This is a genomic window from Micromonospora pallida, assembly GCF_900090325.1.
GTDB lineage: Bacteria > Actinomycetota > Actinomycetes > Mycobacteriales > Micromonosporaceae > Micromonospora > Micromonospora pallida.
Genome location: NZ_FMHW01000002.1, coordinates 4,240,201 through 4,256,436 on the forward strand (window position 1 = coordinate 4,240,201; position 16,236 = coordinate 4,256,436).

Consider the following 16,236-nt stretch of genomic DNA (forward strand, 5'->3'; position numbering starts at 1 on the left):
ACCGGTCAGGCCGCCGCGAGCGCGGGCACCACCGAGTCGGGGGCCCAGCGCGACCGGTGACACTGGGACCAGCCCCGGCAGCCGGGATGGGCAAGCGTGCACAGCCGCTGGTCGCCGAGTTCTTCGCCGTCGTCGGTCTCGCGGACCTCGAAGTGCACCGGACGGATCGTCCCGTCCGGGGTGACCAGCAGGTACCGCCCGGCGTCGAGGGTGTCGTCGCGCAGCACGCACGGGCGGTCCAGCAGCCGGGCGAGCGCTGCCACGGTGGTGTGCTCGCCGATCCCGTCGGGCACCCCGTAGCAGTCGACGACGGTGGCGAACTCCCCCGGCGCCTGCCACACGTCGCAGACCACGGCGTGCACCGGGAGCTGACCGGGGTCGGCCGCGACGAGCGGCATCACCACCCGACCGAGCGCCTCCGCCAACGCCGGGTAGACCTCCACCGGTCGTACCCGGTCAATTCTCCAGTTCCACAGCTCGGTCATGCCGCCTCCTCGCTGTGCTCGTCCCCAGGGGCCTCCGGATCGGGCCTTACTGACGATGGTGGAGGTGATTTGGCCCGAGGCGGGGCCAAGTTACCGGTCTGTGACCATTCCAGGCAAAATTTCCACGCGCCCACCCACCGAAGCTGACCAAAACCCGACACCCCGTCATGTACGGTGCCCCTTCCGCGCCCGCCCCTCCGCCCGGCCCCCGGCCCGGGTGGATTCTCAGCGGAGGAGTAGGAGGTGGTCGGTCCGGGGGAGGAGTTCGCCGACGATCGGGGCGCCGGGCAGTTCGCCGGCGACCAGCAGACCGCCGGAGGTCTGGGCGTCGGCCAGCAGCAGCCGGTCGTCCTCCCCGACCGGGCCGAAGTCCGTCCACGGGGTGACCCACTCCAGGTTGCGGCGGCTGCCGCCACTGACGAAGCCGTCCCGCACCGCCTCCCGCGCTCCGGCCAAATACGGCACCCGGGCGGCGTCCAGCGCCACGGTCAGGCCGCTGGCCCGGGCGAGCTTGCTGGCGTGGCCAAGCAGGCCGAAGCCGGTCACGTCGGTGCCGCAGCGCACGCCGGCCGCCACCGCCGCCCGGGCGGCGTCCCGGTTCAGGGTGGTCATCGTGGCCACCGCCTCGGGGAAGCTCTCCCCGGTGGCCTTGTGCCGGGTGTTGAGCACCCCGACGCCGAGCGGCTTGGTCAGCGACAGCGGCAGCCCGGCCCGCCCGGCGTCCAGGGTGATCAGCTCCTCGGGTCGGACCAGCCCGGTCACCGCGAGGCCGTACTTCGGGCCGTCGTCGTCGACGCTGTGTCCGCCGGCCAGGTGGCAGTCGGCTGCCCGGGCGACGTCCTGCCCGCCGCGCAGCACCTCCCGGGCCAACTCCAGCGGCAGTACGTCCCGGGGCCAGCAGAGCAGGTTCAGCGCGAGCAGCGGGGTGCCGCCCATGGCGTAGACGTCGGAGAGGGCGTTGGTGGCGGCGATCCGGCCCCAGTCATACGGGTCGTCGACCACGGGGGTGAAGAAGTCGGCGGTACTGACCAGACCGGTCCGCGCGTCGAGGCGTACCACTGCCGCGTCGTCGCCGTGGTCCAGGCCGACAAGGAGTTCGGCGGTGCCGCTCGCCGGGCCGAGTCCGGCCACCATTGCCTCCAGCTCACCGGGCGGGATTTTGCACGCACAGCCACCGCCGCGGGCGTACCGGGTCAACCGGATGGGGTCCATCACTGCCTCTCCTTCACCTGGTCGACCTGGTCGTACGGTCGGCGACCGGGCCGATTACGCTGGTCGGACGCTGTGTGCTGAGTCACGTCACCAAGATCCGGTACGAACGTGCCACATCTCGGACACTCGGCGACGATAGTCGCCGGTGTTACCGCTCCGTGACCTGCGGAGTTGCGTTCTGGCATCTCCGCCCGCCTAGAGTTGCCCCACCGGAGGTCGCCCGACCTCCGCGCCCAGGGACGACGAGGGACGGTGGACGACGGTGACGACGGGCGAACCGCTCATCGTGCTCGATTCGGTCAACAAGTGGTTCGGTCCGCTGCACGTGCTGGACGACGTCTCGCTCTCGGTCGCCCGGGGTGAGGTGGTCGTGGTGATCGGCCCGTCCGGCTCCGGCAAGTCGACGCTCTGCCGGACGATCAACCGTCTCGAGCCGATCAACTCCGGCACGATCACCTTCGACGGGCGCCCACTGCCCGCCGAGGGCAAGAAGCTGGCGCAACTGCGCAGCGAGGTCGGCATGGTCTTCCAGTCGTTCAACCTCTTCGCGCACAAGACGATCCTGGAGAACGTCACCCTCGGCCCGATCAAGGTCCGCAAGGAGAAGCCGGCCGCCACCCGGGAGCGGGCGCTGGCGCTGCTCGATCGGGTCGGCATCGCCAACCAGGCCGACAAGTTTCCGGCCCAGCTCTCCGGCGGCCAGCAGCAGCGCGTCGCGATCGCCCGCGCCCTGGCCATGCAGCCCAAGGCGCTGCTCTTCGACGAGCCCACCAGCGCCCTCGACCCGGAGATGGTCGGCGAGGTGCTCGAGGTGATGACCTCGCTGGCCCGCGACGGCATGACGATGGTCGTGGTCACCCACGAGATGGGCTTCGCCCGGCACGCGGCCAACCGGGTCATCTTCATGGCCGACGGCAAGCTGGTCGAGGACGCTCCGCCGGCCGAATTCTTCGCCAACCCGCGCAGCGAGCGGGCCCGGGACTTCCTCTCCAAGATCCTCACTCACTAGGCATCTGTTGTTGGAGCGCCCCGCCCGCCGGTGGGCTCCGTCGAAGAAGGAGAAGACATGCGTATCAAGCGCGTGGCGGCGGTCGCCGCCGTCGCAGCCCTCTCGCTCGCGGTGACCGCCTGCGGTGGCGGCGACAGCGACAGCGAGACCGGCGGTTCGGGCGCCAGCGGCATCGTCGGCAAGGCGGAGAGCCAGAAGAAGCTGGTCATCGGCGTCAAGGCCGACCAGCCGGGTCTCGGCCTGCAGACCGGCAGCCAGTACGAGGGCTTCGACGTCGAGATCGCCAAGATCATCGCCAAGGGGCTCGGCGTGGAGGCCAACAACATCGAGTGGAAGACCACCGTCTCCGCCAACCGTGAGCCCTTCATCCAGCAGGGCACCGTCGACCTCGTGATCGCGACCTACACGATCAACGACGAGCGGAAGCAGAAGATCAGCTTCGCCGGGCCGTACTACATGGCTGGTCAGGACCTGCTGGTCAAGACCGACTCGACGCTGACCGGGCCGGAGGCCCTGGACGGCAAGACGGTCTGCTCCGTGACCGGCTCCACCCCGGCCAAGCGGATCCAGACCGACTACCCGAAGGCGAAGCTCCAGCAGTTCGACTCGTACTCGAAGTGCCTGCCGCTGCTGGAGAACGGCCAGGTGGACGCGGTCACCACCGACGACATCATCCTGGCCGGGTACGCCGCCCAGGACCAGTACGCCGGCAAGTTCAAGGTGGTCGGCAAGCCCTTCTCCGAGGAGCCGTACGGCATCGGGCTGAAGAAGGAGGACAAGGCCGGCTGCGAGAAGGTCAACGAGATCCTCAAGGCCGCCGCGACGGACGGTAGCTACAAGGCCGCCTGGGACGCCACCCTCGGCAAGAGCGGCACGGCCGCGCCCGAGCTGGACACCGCGAAGCTGACCAACTGCGGCAGCGTCTGACCGTTACCAGGGCCGGCACCCTGACGGGTGTCGGCCCTGGCTCGTCCGACGCCGACGACGTGCCCTGGGAGCCCACGTATGCACGTATTCGCTGACCCGACGAACTTCGACGCCTACCTGTCGGGCTTTCTCTGGATCCTCAAGCTGACCGGCGCGGCAGCGGTGTTCGCACTGGTACTCGGCGTACTGCTGGCCGCCATGCGGGTCTCCCCCGTGCCGGTACTCCGCGGCTTCGGCGCGGGCTGGGTCAACGTCTTCCGAAACACCCCGCTGACCCTGGTCATCTTCTTCTGCTTCTTCGGTCTCTACTCCACCTTGGGACTGACTCTCTCCGACGAGCTGGACCTGAACAACTTCTGGCTTGGCGTGATCGGCCTCGCGGTCTACACGGCGGCCTTCGTCTGCGAGGCGATCCGCTCCGGCATCAACACCGTCCCCGCCGGTCAGGCCGAGGCGGCGCGGGCGATCGGGCTGACCTTCGCCCAGACCCTGCGAATCGTCGTGCTGCCGCAGGCGTCCCGGTCCGTCGTGGCCCCGCTGGGCAGCGTCCTCATCGCCCTCTGCAAGAACGCGACCATCGTCGGCACCATCGGGTTGATGGAGTCCTCCAACGTGATGAAGGACCTGATCAACAGCAACGGTGACGCGGTCATCGAGATCTTCCTGGTCTTTGCCGGCACGTTCGCCGCGATCCTGATCCCCACCGGCTACTTCTTCGGCTGGCTGGCCAACCGACTGGCGGTGAAGCGCTGATGAGCGGCAGCTCCGTCCTCTACGACCACCCGGGTCCCAAGGCCCGGGTCCGGAACGCGGTGCTCACCGTCGTCTTCGGCGTCGCCCTGGTCGGCCTGCTCTGGTGGGTGTACGCGAAGTTCGACGAGGCCGGCCAGTGGGAACCCCGGCTCTGGGAGCCGTTCGCCGAGTCAGCGACCTGGACCCAGTTCATCCTGCCCGGCCTGTGGGCCACGCTCAAGGCGGCCGGCGTCGGCATGGCGCTCTCGCTCGCCTTCGGCATCATCTTCGCGGTCGGTCGTCTCTCCGACCACCGCTGGGTCAGCATCCCGGCCGGTGCCATCGTGGAGTTCTTCCGCGCGGTCCCGCTGCTGCTGATGATCTTCTTCACCTTCTACGGCGTGCCGTTCCTCATCCAGGGACCGGTGTCGGCGTTCTGGGCCGTGGTGATCGGGCTGACCCTCTACAACGGGTCGGTGCTCGCCGAGGCGTTCCGCGCCGGCATCCGGTCGATCCCCGGCGGCCAGTCCGAGGCGGCGTACGCGGTCGGCATGCGCAAGAGCCAGGTCATGCAGCTGATCCTGATCCCGCAGGCGGCCCGGGCCATGTTGCCGGTCATCGTCAGCCAACTGGTGGTGCTGCTGAAGGACACCGCGCTCGGCTACATCGTGGCCTACCCCGAACTGCTCCAGCGCGGTGTGAACGACCTCTCCGCCAACAAGGGCAACATCGTGGCCGCCGCAATCGTGGTGGCCGCCATCTACATCGTGATCAACTCGCTGCTCACCGCCCTCGCCGGCTGGCTGGACCGGCGCAGCAGCCGGCGCGCGTACCGCATCCCCAAGCAGAACGTTCCGGCCCATGGACACGTTCACATCGACGTCGAGGAACCCCAGGGCTGAACCTCCGTAACCGCATGATCGGCCCTGCCGTGCTGGCCCTCTCGGAGCCGGGACGACAGGGCCGATTCGCACCGGGCCGGCCACACGTCAGCCAGTCGGAGAATCGCTTCGTCGCGCCCTCCTGAGTCCGACAGCTTCCTCTCGGTGCCCCATCGGACACCAGGGTGCGGCCCGCTCAGCGGGCGATCTCGGTGACCCGGGACTCGCGGACCACGGTGACCCGGATCTGCCCCGGGTAGGTCAGCTCCTCCTCGATCTGCTTGGCCACGTCCCGGGCCAGCACCGCCGCGCCGATGTCGTCCACGTCGTCCGGCTTGACCATCACCCGGATCTCCCGGCCCGCCTGCATCGCAAAGACCTTCTCCACGCCGAGCTTGCCGGCCGCGATCTCCTCGATCCGCTCCAGCCGCTTCACGTACGCCTCCAGGCTCTCCCGCCGGGCCCCCGGCCGCCCGCCCGAGCAGGCATCCGACGCCTGGGTGAGGACCGCCTCGATGGTCTGCGGAGGCACCTCGTTGTGGTGCGCCTCGATGGCGTGGACGACTTCCTCGCTCTCCCCGTACTTACGGGCCACGTCCGCGCCGATCAGCGCGTGGCTGCCCTCGACCTCGTGGGTGAGCGCCTTGCCGATGTCGTGCAGGAACGCGCACCGCTTGATGGTCGGCACGTCGAGCCGCAGCTCGGCGGCCATGATTCCGGCGATGTGGGCGGTCTCGACCAGGTGCTTGAGTACGTTCTGCCCGTACGACGTCCGGTAGCGCAGCCGACCGAGCAGGGTGGCCAACTCCGGGTGGATGTCGGTGATGCCGACCTCCACCAGGGCGTCCTCGGCAGCCCGCTGACAGAGCTGCTCCACCTCCTGCCGGGCCTGGTCGTGCACCTCCTCGATCCGGTGCGGGTGGATCCGCCCGTCCAGGATCAACTTCTCCAGGGTGAGCCGGCCCACCTCCCGACGGACCGGGTCGAAGCAGGAGAGGAGCACCGCCTCGGGGGTGTCATCGATGATCAGGTTGACGCCGGTGACCGACTCGAAGGCCCGGATGTTGCGCCCCTCCCGGCCGATGATCCGCCCCTTCATCTCGTCGCCGGGCAGGTGCAGGACGCTGACCACGCTCTCCGCGGTCTGCTCGCTGGCCACCCGCTGGATCGCGTCCACCACGATGTGCCGGGCCCGCTGCTCGGCGGTGTTGCGGGCGTCCGACTCGATGTCCCGAACCAGCAGCGCGGCCTCCCGCTTGGCCTGGGTCTCGATCGCCTCGACCAGTTCCGTCCGAGCCGCCTCGACGGTGAGCCCGGCGATCCGTTCCAGTTCCCGACGCCGCTGTTCCTCCGCCTCGACCAGGGCCTGCTCGCGTTCGGCCAGCGCCGTCTCCCGGGCGGCGAGGGCCGCGCTGGCGGCGGTGAGCTGGCGCTCCCGCTCGGCGAGGCGCTCCACCTCCTCGGTGTGCAGCCGCTCCCGCTCGTCCATCCGGGTGGCCCGCCGCTCCACCTCGGCGGCCTGCTCCCGGGTGGTGGAGGCGAGCACCGCCACCTCCCGCTCACCGCTGCGCCGGACCGCCCTCCGGAGCTGCTCGGCGTCCGCCTCGGCCTGCTTGTGGGAGCGCTCCAGTACGGTGTCCGCCTCCAGCCGGGCCGCCTCCAGCACTCGCCGGGCCTCGGCGCGGGCGGCGTTCGCCTCGGCCTTGGCCGCGGCGGCCTCGGCCCGGGCGGCAGCGGCGGCGGACTTCGCCACGTCGGCGGTCGAGTGCGCCTCGTCGGCGGCACTGCGCAGCGCCGCCAGCGACTGTTCCTGCCGGTCCTTCTCGGCGGCGAACGCCGGGTCCTCCGGTGCCGGTGCCGAGCCGAGCCGACGCAGGGTCCGGGCACCGACGACCACTGCGCCGACCACCACCAGGGTCAGGACCAGGACCGCCCCGAGGAGGACGACGTCGAGGGCGCTCATGCCGGCACCCCGTGCGGACCACCGCTGATCCTCTGCCGCCCTGTCATGGCCGCCTCCCCTGCACCGTCGGCGCCGCAGTGGTGGCGTACCAATGGGCACACGCACCGCTGCGGCTGCTAGACGCCCGACCGGAGCGGCTGGCCATGGGTAGGTCTCCGTCGACGGTGACCCCCCTTGGTCATCGCCGACGGCCGGATGCAGTTGTCTCGCCGGCGTCGGACCGGCTGGACCGACCCTGGCGGTATGGCCAGGCGGACTGGCCGAACTGATGCCGTTCTGTTACACGATCTATGTTGTGCGCTTAGCCTGCGCTGGTCGGGCAATGTGAGCCTGTAAGGCGAGGCTAGGTGCCGGAAGCCCTTCTGGTCAAGGACTCATGATCAAAACAGGCAAACGCACGGCACTCGAACGGTCACGCCGTGCTCATGCACGGCTGGGGCATATACGGATGAAAAGCACATCCCCCCTGGTTGGCGCTTCCCCGTCGACTACCCAGGGTACGGACCACACCACTCACCCTGTCGAGGCGTGCTCGAGTGCGGCGGCCCCACGCCCCGCCCCGCGTGCCGCTCGGCCCGCCTCCCGCGCCCGCTCTGGTGGACGTGGCGACGCCGGCCGGGAAAGAGGTTACCGATCGGTACGGTCATGATCGCGGACGGGGTGAGGTCAGGAGGAGAGATCGGAGTCGGGGTCGGAGGTGGCGAGCGTGTCGGGGTCGATCTGGTCGGCGAACTCGGCGGCCTCCGCGCTCTGCGCGGCCAGGGCCTCCTTCACCGCTCGGATCGCCAACCCCGGCGGGTAGCCCTTGCGGGCGAGCATGCCGACCATCCGCCGGAAGACCGCCTCCGGCTCCCCCCGGGCAGACCGCAACTTCCGCTCGACCAGGGCACGGGCCGTCTCCGCCTCGGTGGCCTCGTCCAGCTCACCGAGCGCCGCGCTGGCGACGTCACCGTCCACCCCACGCTGGCGCAACTCGTTGGCGAGCGCCCGCCGGGCCAGCCCTCGTCCGGCGTGCCGACTGGACACCCAGGCCCGGGCGAACGCGGCATCGTCGATGATGCCGACCTCGTCGTACCGGTCGAGTACCTCGTCGACGACCTCCGCCGAGATGCCCCGACGGGCCATGGCCCCGGCAAGCTCCGCCCGGGTGCGTGGCCGGACAGCGAGCTGTCGGAGGCAGATCTCCCGGGCCGCCTCCGCCTCGTCGCGCGGCTGCGCACGGGACGACCCGTCGGGCGAAGAGGCCGACTCGTCCGATGGCTCGGTCGGCCAGCCGCCCTCGTCGACCGGATCGGCGCCCGATTCCGGCCCGGAACGGCTCCGGCGGCCCCGCCGGGGTCGTACGGGGGTGTCACCCGTCCGGGGTGGAACGGCGTCCCAGCCCCGCCCCGAACGGGCCCGTCGTCCTGCCACGCGGCCGGTCAGAAGTCGACCGGCGGCAGCTCAGGGCCACCGGCCGCGTCGCCCGCCCCGACACCCACGCCGAGCTTCTCCAGGATCTTCTTCTCGATCTCGGCGGCCACGTCCGGGTTCTCCCGGAGGAACTCGCGGGCCTTCTCCTTGCCCTGACCGAGCTGGTCGCCGTCGTAGGTGTACCAGGCACCGGACTTGCGGATGATCGACTGCTCGACGCCGACGTCGATCAGCGAGCCCTCCCGGGAGATGCCCTTGCCGTACATGATGTCGAACTCGGCTTGCTTGAACGGGGCGGCGACCTTGTTCTTGACCACCTTGACCCGGGTGCGGTTACCGACCACGTCGGTGCCGTCCTTCAGGCTCTCGATCCGGCGGACGTCCAGCCGGACCGACGCGTAGAACTTCAGCGCCCGACCGCCGGTGGTGGTCTCGGGCGAGCCGAACATGACGCCGATCTTCTCGCGGAGCTGGTTGATGAAGATCGCCGTGGTGCCGGTGTTGTTGAGCACGCCGGTGATCTTCCGCAGCGCCTGGCTCATCAGCCGGGCCTGGAGACCGACGTGGCTGTCGCCCATCTCGCCCTCGATCTCGGCGCGCGGCACCAGGGCGGCGACCGAGTCGATCACGAGGATGTCGAGCGCCCCGGAGCGGACCAGCATGTCGGCGATCTCGAGGGCCTGCTCACCGGTGTCGGGCTGGGAGACCAGCAGGGCGTCGGTGTCGACGCCGAGGGCCTTCGCGTACTCCGGGTCGAGCGCGTGCTCGGCGTCGATGAAGGCCGCGATGCCACCGGCCCGCTGGGCGTTGGCGACCGCGTGCAGGGCGACCGTGGTCTTACCGCTGGACTCGGGACCGTAGATCTCGACGACCCGGCCCCGGGGCAGACCGCCCACGCCGAGCGCCACGTCGAGCGCGATCGAGCCGGTGGGGATGACCGCGGTCTGGATGACCGGCCGCTCCCCCAGTCGCATCACCGAGCCCTTGCCGAACTGCTTGTCGATCTGCGCGAGAGCAAGGTCGAGTGCCTTCTCCCGGTCGGGCGCTGCCGCCATGGTTACCCCTGCCTTCGCCGGCGTCTTTCCTGAGCTTCTCGTCACGCGGACACGCTAGGCGCTGGGTCCGACAAGAACCAGCCGACGGGCCACGGCCTGTGGACAAGCACCCCGCTGTGGACAATAGCCGAACACGTGTACGAGTCGACAGGCGACACGCCCAGGTGACGAAAGAGCAGCTCAGCGTAGTCGGGCGGGCACCCGGTCGGGGTACGCGGCACACACCGCCCGCCACACCACGTGGGTCTGCTCACCCCGGGCGAGCGCCTCCTCGATGGTCCGCCCGCCGAGTTGGGAGAGGACCTGGTCCCGGGCGATGCTGGCCGCGTAGCCGGCCCCGAACGCCTCCTCGAGCCGGCTCCAGAAGTCGGTCAGCCGCACCGCGTTCCCCCGTTCCGCACGTCAGTCGTCCTCCGGCGCGGGTACCGGCGCCGGGCGCAACGCTAGCGCCACCAGCGGTACGACCGCGACCGCCGCGAGCAGGTTCAGGGCGGGATAGCCGGCGACCTGCACGACAAACCCGCTGGCCGCGCCGGCAGACGCGCCGGCCAGGCCCATGGTCAGGTCGGACAGGCCCTGGACGGTGGGCCGCTCGGCGACCGGCACCGACTCCGACAGCAGGGTGGACCCGGCCACCATGGTGGCCGACCAGCCCAGCCCGAGCAGGACCAGCCCGACCGCGAGCAGCACGGTGTCGTGCCCGGCGGTGCCGGCCACCGTGCAGGCGGCCAGCAGCAGGGCGATGCCGGCGAGGATCACCGGCCGCCGGCCGACCCGGTCGGTGAACCAGCCGACCACCGGGGCGAGCGCGTACATGCCGGCGATGTGCAGGCTGAGCACGACCCCCACCACGTGGAGCAGGTCGGCGTCGTCGTGCGACTCGCCGAGGTGCACCGGGGTCATCGACATCACCCCCACCATGACCAGGTGCCCCATCGCGACCGCCGCGATGCCCAGTCGGGCCGCCGGTCGTCGCCGTACGACCTGCCAGGCAGACCGCATGCCGGCGGCGCGGGGACGGGCCACCGAAGCCGGCGGCCCGACGGCGTCGCCGACGCCCGGCACGATCTCGGCCGCCGCGAGCCGTCGGGCGGTGAGCAGCGGGTCGGGACGGAGCAGCGCGAAGATCACCACGGCGGCGACCACGAAGGCGACGGCGCTGAACGCGAACGGCCCGGCCAGCGTGGGCACGCCCCAACGGCTGGTGGTGGCGTCGGCGAGGGCGGCGAAGTTCGGCGCGGCCACCGCACCGATGGTGGTGGCCCAGACGATCAGCGAGAGCTGCCGGCCCCGGCGGGCCGGTTCGGCGAGGTCGACCGCGGTGTAGCGGGCCTGGAGGTTGGCCGCGCTACCGCCGCCGAAGAGGAGCATGCCGAGGAAGAGCAGCGGCACCGAGCGGGTGGTCGCGGCGGTCACCACCAGCAGCCCACCGAGCGCGCCCGCCAGGTACGCCAGGACCAGGCCGGGGCGGCGGCCGTACCCGGTCATGATGCGGGTGATCGGGACGGCGAGCAGCGCGCCACCGACCACCCCGGCGCTCTGGGCCAGGCCGGCCACGGCGGCGCCGGCGATCCGCTCGGCGAGCAGCGCGCCGACCGAGATGCCGATGGTGACCCCGATCCCGCCGATGATCTGGGTGACGAAGAGCAGCCGCAGGGTACGGCGCTGGATCGGGGCGACGGCCGGACGTACGTCGGCCGGGGTGGCGAGGTCGGTGGTCACAGCTCGAGACTACGGCCGATGATTTCCTTCATGATCTCCGTGGTGCCGCCGTAGATGGTCTGTACCCGGCCGTCCAGCCACGCCTTCGCCACCGGGTACTCGAGCATGTAGCCGTACCCGCCGTGCAGTTGCAGGCAGCGGTCGGCGACCCGGTTCTGCAACTCGGTCGTCCACCACTTGGCCTTGGCCGCGTCGACCACGGTCAGCCGGCCGGCGTTGAACTCGGCGATGCAGTGGTTGACGAAGGTCCGGGCGATGGTGACCTCGGTGTCCAGTTCGGCGAGGAGGAACCGGTTGTGCTGGAAGGAGCCGATGGTCCGGCCGAACGCCTCCCGGCCACGGGCGTAGTCGAGGGTGATCGCGAGCAGCCGCTCGGCGGCGGCGACCGCGGCGACGGCGATACCGAGTCGCTCCCGGGGCAGGTTCGCCATCAGGTGGTAGAAGCCGTGGTTCTCGGTGCCGAGCAGGTTCTCCGCCGGCACCCGGCAGCCGTCGAAGAAGAGTTCGGCGGTGTCGTTGGCCTTCAGTCCCACCTTGGCCAGCCGGCGGCCCCGGGTGAAGCCGGGGGTGCCGCTCTCCACGGCGATCAGGCTGACCCCGTGCGCGCCCTGCTCAGGGGCGGTCTTGGCGACCACGACGACCAGGTCGGCCTGCTCGCCGTTGGTGATGAAGGTCTTCTGTCCGTCGAGCACCCAGTGGTCGCCGTCGCGGACCGCGGTGGTGCGGGTCCCGGCCAGGTCGGAGCCGGCACCGGGTTCGCTCATCGCGATCGCGGTGACCAGGTCGCCGGAGCAGAATCCGGGCAGCCAGCGTCCGCGCTGCTCCTTGGTGGTCAACTCGGTGAGGTACGGGGCGACGACGTCGTTGTGCAGGCCGAAGCCGAGACCCGAGCAGCCGGCGGCGACGACCTCCTCGGCGAGCACCGCGTTGAAGCGGAAGTCCCGCTGGCCGCCACCGCCGTACTCGGGGTCGACGTCGGTGCCGAGCAGCCCGGCGGCGCCCGCCTTCCGCCAGACCTCCCGGTCGACGATGCCCTCGGCCTCCCAGCGCTCGTGGTGCGGCACCGCCTCCCGGGCGAGGAACTGCCGGCAGAGGTCGCGGAACTCTTCGTGGACGGGCTCGTAGAGATGCTGCTGCATGGCGGCCAGTGTGGCACCGGCCGCCCGTCCTGCCCAGGGCCGCGCCCGCCGGCACCGTCTGGAATGGACGGCCGCTGGCCGTCGGAACCGGCCGGCATGGACCGCTGCCGGCCGCCCCGGTCCGCGCCGGCCGCCAGCACGGTCCGGGATGGACTACCGCCGGCCGCCAGCACGCCGGTCGCCGCCAACGGCCGGCGTGGACGCTGCCGGCGACGGTCAGGCTCACCTGGCCAGGGCGCGGGCGACGACGGTGAGGTCGGCGACCAGGCCCTGGTAGGCGATCTCCTGGTTGTCGGCCCGCAGCACCGCGGAGGGGTGGATGGTGGCGACGAGGCGGGCCGACGGCGCGTCAGCGACCCGGCCGGCGGAGTCGACCGGCACCCGGGTGAAGTCCTCGGGGTGTTGCGCGGACGCGGGCCAGGGCAGCAGCTCACCGCGCTGGCGGGTGACCCGGAAGGCCGGGCCGAGCAGGGCCTTCGCGGCGGTGGCTCCGAGCGCCACCACGATCTCCGGGCGGAGCCGGGCGAACTCGGCGACCAGCCAGGGACGGCACGCGGTGATGTGCACCCGGTCGGGGGTCTGGTGGATGCGCCGCTTGCCGCGCAGCTCGAAGCGGAAGTGCTTGACCGTGTTGGTCAGGTAGAGCCGGGTGGGGTCGAGGCCAGCGTCGTCGACCGCCCGGCGGAGCACCCGCCCGGCCGGACCGACGAAGGGGAGGCCCTTCTGGTCCTCCAGGTCGCCGGGCTGCTCCCCGACGAGGACCACGCGGGCGTCCTCACCGCCCCGGCCGAAGACGGTCTGCGAGGCGTCCCGGTACAGCTCGCAGCCACGGCAGTCGGCCGCGGCGGCCCGTAGCTCGTCGAGCGTGTCGGCTCGGGGCGGGATGAACTTCTGGGCCCCGGGAGCGGTCTCGGTCTGGTCGGACATGGCGACTGTTGTACCCGTACGGGCGTCGATCACGCGGTGAACCCTGGTCAGCCCGGCGCGTCGCGACGCACGTCCGAGCGGACGGCCGGTGGGCCGGCCGCCCCGGTGGCCCGCCGACGACGACGGGGCGCCCGGTCACCGGTCAGGCGGTGAACCCGGCTGGACGGGCGGGCCGGAGCGCGCGGGCGACCGCCTCGGCCAGCGCGGGGATCTCCGCGTCGTCGAGCGGGCTGACGGTGAGCCGGACCCCCGGGGGCGCGCCGAGCCGAAACAGCGCGCCGGGCGCGACCGCCCAGCCGGCGTCCCGCAGCGCGGTGACCACGCCGGTCTCGTCGGGCACCGGCAGCCAGACGTTGATGCCGCTACGGCCGTGGGCGATGACGTCGTGCCCGGCGAGCGCGGCGATCAGGGCGGTACGCCGCCGCTGGTAGTTCTCCCCCGCCCCGGCGACCAACTCGGTGGTCGACGGGTCGGCCCAGAGGGCCAACACCAGGCGTTGCAGCAGGGTGGAGACCCAGCCGGGGCCGACGCTCATCCGGCCGGCGACCCGGGCGACGGTCGTCTCGTCCCCGGTGAGCAGGGCGAGTCGGAGATCCGGGCCGTAGGGCTTGCTCACCGAGCGGACGAAGCCCCAGGACGGGGTGGCGCCGGCCAGCGGGTGCAGCGGCAGGGGGGCCAGCTCGGCGGCGTGGTCGTCCTCGATGAGCAGCAGGTCGGAACGGCCGGCGAGCAGGGTGCGCAACGCCTGGGCCCGGTCGGCGGAGACGGCGGCCCCGGTCGGGTTCTGCGCCCGGCTGGTGACGATCAGGGCCCGCGCCCCGAGGGCCAGCGCGTCCCGGACTCCGGCCTCGGTCGGGCCGTCGTCGTCGACCGGCACGGCGACCGGCCGCAGGCCCAGCGCGGCGACCAGGTCGAGCAGGTTGGCCCAGCCCGGGTCCTCCACGGCCACCGGGTCACCCGGCCGTAGGTGGGCGGCGAGCAGGCGCTCGATGCCGTCGAGGGCCCCGCCGGTGACGGTGAGGCCGTCGACCGGGACCCCGTCGGCGGTGAGTCGACGCCGCGCGGCCTCGGCCAGCTCGGGCAGGACGCCGGCCTTCGCGTAGCCCGTGGGTGGGCCGACCTCGTCGGCGAGCCGGGCCAGGTGCCGGCCGAGTGGTGGCAGCAGCCGTAGGTCGGGTTGGCCCCGGGAGAGATCGCGGACCCCGGGGGCCGGGGCCGGATACCGGGCGGAACGGCGGGTGGCGACCGGGGGTCGGGGACGGACCCGGGTGCCGTGCCGGCCGGCGGTCGCGACCAGTCCGCGTTGCCGTAGTTCCTGGTACGCCCGCGCGACGGTGGCCGGGCTGACCGCGAGGGTGGCGGCCAGGGTGCGGACCGAGGGCAGGGCCGTGTCGGACGGGAGCGCCCCGGTACGGATGCCCGACTCGACGCTGGCCGAGATCTCAGCCGCCGTTCCACCGGTGATCTGATAACGTACTGCCACAGTCACAGGAATGTACTAGAACAAAGGCGGGATGTCACATGTACACGCCGACCGCCCGGACCACCCCCACCCGCCTCCGGGAGCGGACGAGCCACGACCGCGCCGCCGCGCACGCCGTGCTGGACGAGGCGTACCACTGCACTCTCGGGTTCACCGTCGACGGCGAACCGCGCCTGCTCCCCACCCTCCACGTCCGCGTCGGCGACACCCTCTACCTGCACGGCTCCACCGGCAGCCGGCCCCTGTTGGCCGCCCGGGAGCCGGCCGGACTGCCGATCTGCGTCAGCGTCACCCTGCTCGACGGGCTGGTCTACGCCCGCTCCCAGTTCCACCACAGCGCCAACTACCGCTCGGTGGTCGCGCACGGGGTCGCGCGGTTGGTCACCGACGCGGCCGAGAAGTCCGCCGTGCTGACCGCGCTGGTGGAGAAGGTCGGCGCTGGCCGCAGCGCGGAGAGCCGCCCGCCGAGCCGGAAGGAGCTGGCCGAGACGGCCGTGCTGGCGTTGCCGCTGCGGGAGGTCTCGGTCCGCGCCCGCACCGGCGGGGTCAGCGAGGAGCCGGCCGACCTGGCCCTGCCGTACTGGGCCGGGGTGGTGCCGCTCCGGCTGGCCCCGGGGCTCCCCGAGTCGGACGCCGGCGTCACCGCGTCGGTCCCGACGTACCTGCGCCCACCCCGCTCGCCGTGGCTCGATCCGGTACCGATGCGCGGCGCTCACGTGCTGCTGGAGCCCCTCGACCTGGCCCACGCCGACGAGCTGTTCGACGCCACCGACGACCCGGAGGTCTGGCGACACCTGGGCAGCCCCCGGCCGGCGGACGCCACCGGCGTACGCGAGCTGGTCGCGGAGGCGCTCGCGGCCCACCACCGGGGCGGGCGGGTGCCGTGGGTGCAGCGCTGCGCGGTGACCGGCGCGGTGATCGGCACCACGTCCTACTACGAGGTCGACCCCGACCGTGGGGCGGTGGCCATCGGCTACACCTTCCTCGGTCGCCCCTGGTGGCGCAGCGCGGTCAACACCGAGGCGAAGCTGCTGCTGCTCACCCGGGCGTTCGAGGAGTTGGGGGCACGCCGGGTGGTCTGGCACACCGACATCCGCAACGAACGCTCACAGCGGGCCATCGAACGGCTCGGCACGACCCGGGAGGGGGTGCTCCGAATGCACCGGCAGCGCCCCGACGGCTCCTGGCGGGACACCGTCCAGTATTCGATGATCGTCGACGAGTGGCCGGAAGCACAGCGCCAGCTGCGGGAAAGGCTTCGTTCGGGGGCCGCGATGGCGTGATGATG

The 16,236-nt window shown here is 71.9% G+C and carries 15 protein-coding genes; 5 read left to right on the forward strand and 10 right to left on the reverse strand.

Going from position 1 to position 16,236, the window contains the following annotated elements; translation table 11 throughout:
- Positions 1-5 precede the first annotated feature (5 nt).
- Positions 6-485, reverse strand: a complete 480-nt coding sequence (locus tag GA0074692_RS17300; protein ID WP_091645902.1) for a hypothetical protein — start codon at positions 483-485, stop codon at positions 6-8.
- A gap of 225 nt (positions 486-710) precedes the next feature.
- Entirely contained in the window at positions 711-1,697 is a 987-nt protein-coding gene (selD, locus tag GA0074692_RS17305; protein WP_176738711.1) for a selenide, water dikinase SelD, read from the reverse strand.
- 262 nt (positions 1,698-1,959) lie between these two features.
- On the opposite strand from selD, the gene GA0074692_RS17310 reads away from it, so the two are divergent.
- The 4 genes from GA0074692_RS17310 (at position 1,960) to GA0074692_RS17325 (ending at position 5,267) form a co-directional block, all read left to right on the forward strand.
- Positions 1,960-2,706, forward strand: a complete 747-nt coding sequence (locus GA0074692_RS17310; protein ID WP_091645906.1) for an amino acid ABC transporter ATP-binding protein — start codon at positions 1,960-1,962, stop codon at positions 2,704-2,706.
- 57 nt (positions 2,707-2,763) lie between these two features.
- Positions 2,764-3,633: a glutamate ABC transporter substrate-binding protein gene (locus GA0074692_RS17315; protein WP_091645908.1), complete on the forward strand. Its 870-nt coding sequence runs from the start codon at positions 2,764-2,766 to the stop codon at positions 3,631-3,633.
- A gap of 78 nt (positions 3,634-3,711) precedes the next feature.
- Entirely contained in the window at positions 3,712-4,386 is a 675-nt protein-coding gene (locus tag GA0074692_RS17320; RefSeq protein ID WP_091645910.1) for an amino acid ABC transporter permease, read from the forward strand.
- Positions 4,386-5,267 carry an amino acid ABC transporter permease gene (locus GA0074692_RS17325; RefSeq protein WP_091645912.1) on the forward strand — a complete coding sequence of 294 codons (882 nt, stop codon included), beginning with the start codon at positions 4,386-4,388 and terminating at the stop codon, positions 5,265-5,267. The genes GA0074692_RS17320 and GA0074692_RS17325 overlap by 1 nt, the downstream gene beginning before the upstream one ends.
- Before the next feature lie 175 nt (positions 5,268-5,442).
- Here GA0074692_RS17325 and rny read toward each other — a convergent pair whose 3' ends face one another.
- From rny to GA0074692_RS17365, 8 genes are all read right to left on the reverse strand, one after another.
- Positions 5,443-7,209, reverse strand: coding sequence for a ribonuclease Y (gene rny, locus GA0074692_RS17330; RefSeq protein ID WP_091645914.1), 1,767 nt, complete (start codon positions 7,207-7,209; stop codon positions 5,443-5,445).
- 666 nt (positions 7,210-7,875) lie between these two features.
- Complete coding sequence (locus GA0074692_RS17335) at positions 7,876-8,622, reverse strand: regulatory protein RecX (RefSeq protein ID WP_091645917.1); 747 nt, start codon at positions 8,620-8,622, stop codon at positions 7,876-7,878.
- 8 nt (positions 8,623-8,630) lie between these two features.
- Positions 8,631-9,677 (reverse strand): recombinase RecA, encoded by a 1,047-nt coding sequence (gene recA, locus GA0074692_RS17340; RefSeq protein WP_091645920.1) that lies wholly within the window; start codon positions 9,675-9,677, stop codon positions 8,631-8,633.
- Positions 9,678-9,857: 180 nt separating this feature from the next.
- Positions 9,858-10,058, reverse strand: coding sequence for a DUF3046 domain-containing protein (locus GA0074692_RS17345; RefSeq protein ID WP_091645922.1), 201 nt, complete (start codon positions 10,056-10,058; stop codon positions 9,858-9,860).
- Positions 10,059-10,079: 21 nt separating this feature from the next.
- Positions 10,080-11,399: an MFS transporter gene (locus GA0074692_RS17350; RefSeq protein ID WP_091645924.1), complete on the reverse strand. Its 1,320-nt coding sequence runs from the start codon at positions 11,397-11,399 to the stop codon at positions 10,080-10,082.
- On the reverse strand, positions 11,396-12,538 hold the full coding sequence (locus tag GA0074692_RS17355) for an acyl-CoA dehydrogenase family protein (RefSeq protein ID WP_091645926.1): 1,143 nt from the start codon (positions 12,536-12,538) through the stop codon (positions 11,396-11,398). Before GA0074692_RS17355 ends, GA0074692_RS17350 begins: the two co-directional genes overlap by 4 nt.
- Positions 12,539-12,760: 222 nt before the next feature.
- The gene (locus tag GA0074692_RS17360) at positions 12,761-13,495 is read right to left on the reverse strand and encodes a UdgX family uracil-DNA binding protein (protein WP_281199123.1); all 735 of its coding nucleotides are present in this window, start codon (positions 13,493-13,495) and stop codon (positions 12,761-12,763) included.
- A 112-nt stretch (positions 13,496-13,607) separates the two neighbouring features.
- Positions 13,608-14,948: an aminotransferase class I/II-fold pyridoxal phosphate-dependent enzyme gene (locus GA0074692_RS17365; RefSeq protein WP_091645931.1), complete on the reverse strand. Its 1,341-nt coding sequence runs from the start codon at positions 14,946-14,948 to the stop codon at positions 13,608-13,610.
- Positions 14,949-14,986: 38 nt separating this feature from the next.
- Between GA0074692_RS17365 and GA0074692_RS17370 the strand changes: the two genes are divergently transcribed.
- Complete coding sequence (locus tag GA0074692_RS17370; protein WP_091645933.1) at positions 14,987-16,231, forward strand: bifunctional pyridoxamine 5'-phosphate oxidase family protein/GNAT family N-acetyltransferase; 1,245 nt, start codon at positions 14,987-14,989, stop codon at positions 16,229-16,231.
- Positions 16,232-16,236: the final 5 nt, after the last annotated feature.

Bases quoted from the DNA above. Each gene is read 5' to 3' on its own strand.
- GA0074692_RS17355 (WP_091645926.1), bottom strand. From the start codon at position 12,538: ATGCAGCAGCATCTCTACGAGCCCGTCCACGAAGAGTTCCGCGACCTC.
- GA0074692_RS17325 (WP_091645912.1), top strand. From the start codon at position 4,386: ATGAGCGGCAGCTCCGTCCTCTACGACCACCCGGGTCCCAAGGCCCGG.
- recA (WP_091645920.1), bottom strand. From the start codon at position 9,677: ATGGCGGCAGCGCCCGACCGGGAGAAGGCACTCGACCTTGCTCTCGCG.
- GA0074692_RS17370 (WP_091645933.1), top strand. From the start codon at position 14,987: ATGTACACGCCGACCGCCCGGACCACCCCCACCCGCCTCCGGGAGCGG.
- rny (WP_091645914.1), bottom strand. From the start codon at position 7,209: ATGAGCGCCCTCGACGTCGTCCTCCTCGGGGCGGTCCTGGTCCTGACC.
- GA0074692_RS17320 (WP_091645910.1), top strand. From the start codon at position 3,712: ATGCACGTATTCGCTGACCCGACGAACTTCGACGCCTACCTGTCGGGC.
- GA0074692_RS17300 (WP_091645902.1), bottom strand. From the start codon at position 485: ATGACCGAGCTGTGGAACTGGAGAATTGACCGGGTACGACCGGTGGAG.
- GA0074692_RS17315 (WP_091645908.1), top strand. From the start codon at position 2,764: ATGCGTATCAAGCGCGTGGCGGCGGTCGCCGCCGTCGCAGCCCTCTCG.
- selD (WP_176738711.1), bottom strand. From the start codon at position 1,697: ATGGACCCCATCCGGTTGACCCGGTACGCCCGCGGCGGTGGCTGTGCG.